We start from the raw sequence: 272 nt of genomic DNA, 5'->3' as shown, positions 1-272 counted from the left end.
TCTTAATAACGATGCTGCGTGTGTGAGCTCCGTATTAAATGCTTCAGAGTATGATACGCTGTATAGCGCACCTTGTTCATCTCGCTTGATCAGGGAATATAGCCCCTGCTTATCTTTTATGGCAGCAGTGTTTAATTCTTCTTTTGTAATATCATGGGGGTAAAACTCTGCTCCGGGGGTTTTTGTGTCAAAGCCAGAGAGAAAGACTTTGTCACCGTCCAATCTATCCCATGGACCATAATTAATATCGGCAAATTGACGTGCTTTATCGT

General features: G+C 42.3%; 1 pseudogene. It reads right to left on the bottom strand.

Going from position 1 to position 272, the window contains the following annotated elements:
• Window positions 1-272: pseudogene (locus CWC11_RS21525) on the bottom strand (dipeptidyl-peptidase 3 family protein); the annotation flags it as partial.

Origin of the sequence: Pseudoalteromonas sp. S3178, assembly GCF_005886985.1 — a bacterium.
Lineage (GTDB): Bacteria > Pseudomonadota > Gammaproteobacteria > Enterobacterales > Alteromonadaceae > Pseudoalteromonas > Pseudoalteromonas carrageenovora.
This window is presented reverse-complemented; position numbering and strand designations above follow the sequence as displayed.